We start from the raw sequence: 3,449 nt of genomic DNA, 5'->3' as shown, positions 1-3,449 counted from the left end.
CGTCCCCGACCCAGCGCGATGCCGGGCTTGCCCGCGCCGTGGTAGTCCGAGCCGCCCGTCAGGGCCAGCCCGTGCCGGGCGGCCAGGTCCACGCAGCGGCGGGTGTCGGCCTGGGAATGTTCGCTGTGGTAGGCCTCTATGGCATCCAGGCCATGGGACTTGAGGTCGGCCACGGTGTCGTCCAGCCATTCGGCAAAGCCGTTGCCGGGGTAGCGGAACAGCATGGGGTGGGCCAGGGCCACGGTGGCCCCCACGGAACGCAGCAGGGCCACGCCACCGGTCGGGGACAGGGTTTCCTTGGCCACGTAGGCCCGGCCTCCGGGACCGATGTAGCGGGCAAAGGCCTCTTGCGGCGAGGGCACGTAGCCCTTTTCGTGCAGGATGCGCGCGAAGTGCAGGCGGCTTACCGATTCGCCGCCGGAGATGGCTTCAACCTCGGCATATTCGATGTCCACGCCGCACTCGCGCAATTGCGCGGCGATGCGGTGGTTGCGGGTGGCGCGGTGGCGGCGCAGGTCGGTCAGGGTGGCGTCCAGCGGGGTGGCGTCGCCGTTTTCGGGCAGCCACAGGCCAAGGATGTGCAGTTCTCCGTGTTCGCAGCGCACGCCCAGTTCGCACCCCCTGATGACCTCGATGCCGTGCTGGCGGCCTTCGCGCACGGCCTCGTCCAGGCCGGACGTGGTGTCGTGGTCGGTAAGGGCGATGGCGGCCAGCTTTGCGGCGGCGGCCTTGCGCACCAGTTCCGTCGGGGTGTCGCTGCCGTCGGATGCGGTGGAGTGGGAATGCAGGTCTATGAAACGGATGGACATGTCTGCTCCGGGTGCCTGATGCCCCGCGACCGTGAGAACAGGAGGCCGGGTGCCCGTGCATGGGGGGCGGCAAGGTCGGTCGGCATGGTCAACCGGCATGGCGGACCATGCGCGGCGCGGCGGGGTACGGGGTGATGCTACGTGCCGCCCCTGCGGGTGTCAACAAAGGCGTCCGGCATCCCGGACGGTGTGGCGGAAGCGAAGCCGCCGGGCGAGCGGGGCGGGGCGCATGCGGACCAGTCGCGCCGCTTGAGCCAGCGGCGGCTTCGGGCTATGGTGCGCGCACAATGCAACCAAGGAGTGCGCCGTGTCGCTGAACAAGGAACTGCTGGAAATCCTCGCCTGCCCCAAGTGCCGCCAGCCCGTGGAACCCGTGGACAACGAGCGCGGCCTGAAGTGCGCCCAGTGCAAGGTGGTCTACCCCGTGCGCGATGAAATTCCCGTGATGCTGGTGGAAGAGGCCGTGCCCGCCGAGTTGTGGGAACAGGGACAGCGTTCGGTGAAGTAGCTCCCGGCGGGGTGCATGCGTAACGGGCCGCTCCGGCCTGCCCCATCATGACGCGCCATGCGCCCTGCTTTCCAGGCTGCCCACGCACACGTTGACAGCGCAGCCGGGGATGTTAGCTATGCCTGTGCGGGCTTCTCGCACGGCGGTGCCCCTGTCCGTCGGTTCGAAGGTTCGCCGGAGCGCCACGCCGTCCGCAATCCGCCCATCCGAAGAGGTGCGCATGGTCATCGACTTCAGCGCGTTCTACGAATTTCCCAACCTGCTCGACCGCCTGGCAGGCGATGCGGGCCGCAACCTTGCGGCCACGCGCGGCAGGGCGCAGTTTCCGCCGCTGAACATCGGCGAGGACGACGCGGCCATCCGCGTGCGCGCGCTGGTGCCCGGCGCGGACCTGGACGGGCTGGACATCAGCCTTACCGACAAGACGCTGGTGCTCAAGGGCGAACTGCCCGTGGTGCGTGGCCGGTACTACCGGCAGGAACGGCCCACCGGCCCCTTCCAGCGGGTGGTGACCCTGAACGTGCCCATCGACCGCGACCGCGCCACGGCCACCATGAAGGACGGCGTGCTGGAAATCGTGCTGCCCAAGGCGCAGGCGGTGAAGCCGCGTACCGTGCACATCGAAGTCAGGTAGGAGGCTGCCATGACGCCCCCAGACCGCCGCCCCCGTTTTCCGCATCCCGCGTCGCGTCCCGTCCGGCAGACCGAGCAGGGCGGCGCGGAGAGCCGCGCCCGGCAGGGCCGGTTCGCCCCGTCTCCGCAGCCGCCGCGCATGCGTCCCCAGGCCGACCTGGTGGAGCGCGAGGATGGCTTTCACCTGTTCCTGGACATGCCCGGCGTGGCGCACGACGATCTGGTGCTGGACGTGGAAGGCGACGAACTGACCGTGCGCGGCGTGACCCGCTTCGGCGATTGCCGCGCCATGGGAAAGGATGAAGGCCGGAATGGGGAGCTCGACGGCGCCGCAGATGGCCCCGCCCCCTGCGGCTGCGTCCCGGCGGGCGGCCCCCGCGTGCACGCCATGGAGTTCGGCGACGTGGAATACCACGCCGTGTTCACCCTTTCGGACATGGTGGACGCCGCGAGCATTTCGGCCCACCTGGCCAACGGCGTGCTGACCATCCGCATGCCCAAGCGCGAGGCCGCCGCGCCGCGCAGGATAACCGTCGAGCACTTGTAGTCGCCGCGTCATCTTGCGGGCCGCATCCAGAACCGATTTTCCGCAGACGTTCCTTTTCGAGTCCACGTTCCGGGCCACCGCCGCTGGCGGCGGCCCGTTTCCTTCCCGGCGCGCTGTGCCGCGCCAGCCATACCATCAGGAACCACCCGACCATGAAACTGCTCATCGCCTCCGACCTGCACGGCTCGCTGCCGCGCACCGAACTGGTGCTGGAACTGGCCCGCACCCACCACCCCGACGCCCTGGTGCTGCTGGGCGACCTGCTGTACCACGGCCCGCGCAACCCGGTGCCGGAAGGCTACGCCCCGCGCGAAGTGGCGGCCCTGCTGAACGACTGGGCCCCGCGCATCATCGCCGTGCGCGGCAACTGCGATGCGGAAGTGGACACCATGGTCCTGCGCTTTCCCCTGCCGGAAGCGGCGTGGATTTTTGCCGACGGGCTGCGCATCTGGGCCAACCATGGACACCACCACCAGCTGCCCGACCGCTTTCCGGATTTGGCCCCCGGCGACGTGTTCCTGTGCGGGCACACCCACATCCCCCGTGCCGAAACCGTGGACGGCCTGCACATCTGGAACGTGGGTTCCACCACCCTGCCCAAGGACGGGTACGTGGCCGCGTACGGCCTGTACGACGCGGGCACCCTGTCCATCCGCGACCTGGACGGCAACGAAGTGCTGCGCCACACCCCCGGCGCGTAGCCCGCGCCCGTGCCATTCCCCGTGCAGTCACCAGTACAGCCCGCCATGCCGAAGAAGTCCCCCCCGAACCTGTCCCCACACGACGCCATGACCGATCCAGCCTTCCCAGTAACGGCAGTCACGCCAGTTCCGTCTGACACGCAGACAGGCATTGCCCCGTCGGTCTCGTCAGGCCCTGCGGCCCTTGCCGCGCGTCTGCGTGCGCCGCTGACCGTGGGCGGGCGCACCGTGCCGGGGCGGCTGTGGCTGGC

The 3,449-nt window shown here is 69.6% G+C and carries 5 protein-coding genes; 4 read left to right on the top strand and 1 reads right to left on the bottom strand.

Annotated elements, in window-relative coordinates; translation table 11 throughout:
- On the bottom strand, nucleotides 1–809 hold an 809-nt coding region (locus tag FVW20_RS10155), incomplete at its 3' end, for a PHP domain-containing protein (protein WP_196609349.1).
- A gap of 307 nt (nucleotides 810–1,116) precedes the next feature.
- Here FVW20_RS10155 and FVW20_RS10150 point away from each other — a divergent pair.
- The 4 genes from FVW20_RS10150 to yfcE all read left to right on the top strand — a co-directional run bounded on the left by FVW20_RS10150 (nucleotide 1,117) and on the right by yfcE (nucleotide 3,198).
- Entirely contained in the window at nucleotides 1,117–1,317 is a 201-nt protein-coding gene (locus FVW20_RS10150; protein WP_007526635.1) for a Trm112 family protein, read from the top strand.
- A gap of 220 nt (nucleotides 1,318–1,537) precedes the next feature.
- Nucleotides 1,538–1,951, top strand: a complete 414-nt coding sequence (locus FVW20_RS10145) for an Hsp20/alpha crystallin family protein (RefSeq protein ID WP_196609347.1) — start codon at nucleotides 1,538–1,540, stop codon at nucleotides 1,949–1,951.
- Between the two features lie 9 nt (nucleotides 1,952–1,960).
- The gene (locus FVW20_RS10140; protein WP_196609345.1) at nucleotides 1,961–2,497 is read left to right on the top strand and encodes an Hsp20/alpha crystallin family protein; all 537 of its coding nucleotides are present in this window, start codon (nucleotides 1,961–1,963) and stop codon (nucleotides 2,495–2,497) included.
- A 152-nt stretch (nucleotides 2,498–2,649) separates the two neighbouring features.
- A complete protein-coding gene (yfcE, locus tag FVW20_RS10135; RefSeq protein WP_196609343.1) occupies nucleotides 2,650–3,198 on the top strand; it encodes a phosphodiesterase in 549 nt (182 codons plus the stop codon).
- The last annotated feature ends 251 nt before the right edge of the window (nucleotides 3,199–3,449 follow it).

Origin of the sequence: Nitratidesulfovibrio oxamicus (assembly GCF_015731765.1) — a bacterium.
Lineage (GTDB): Bacteria > Desulfobacterota > Desulfovibrionia > Desulfovibrionales > Desulfovibrionaceae > Cupidesulfovibrio > Cupidesulfovibrio oxamicus.
Note: the sequence above shows the minus strand (reverse complement) of the source record. Positions and strands in the feature narration are given on the sequence as shown.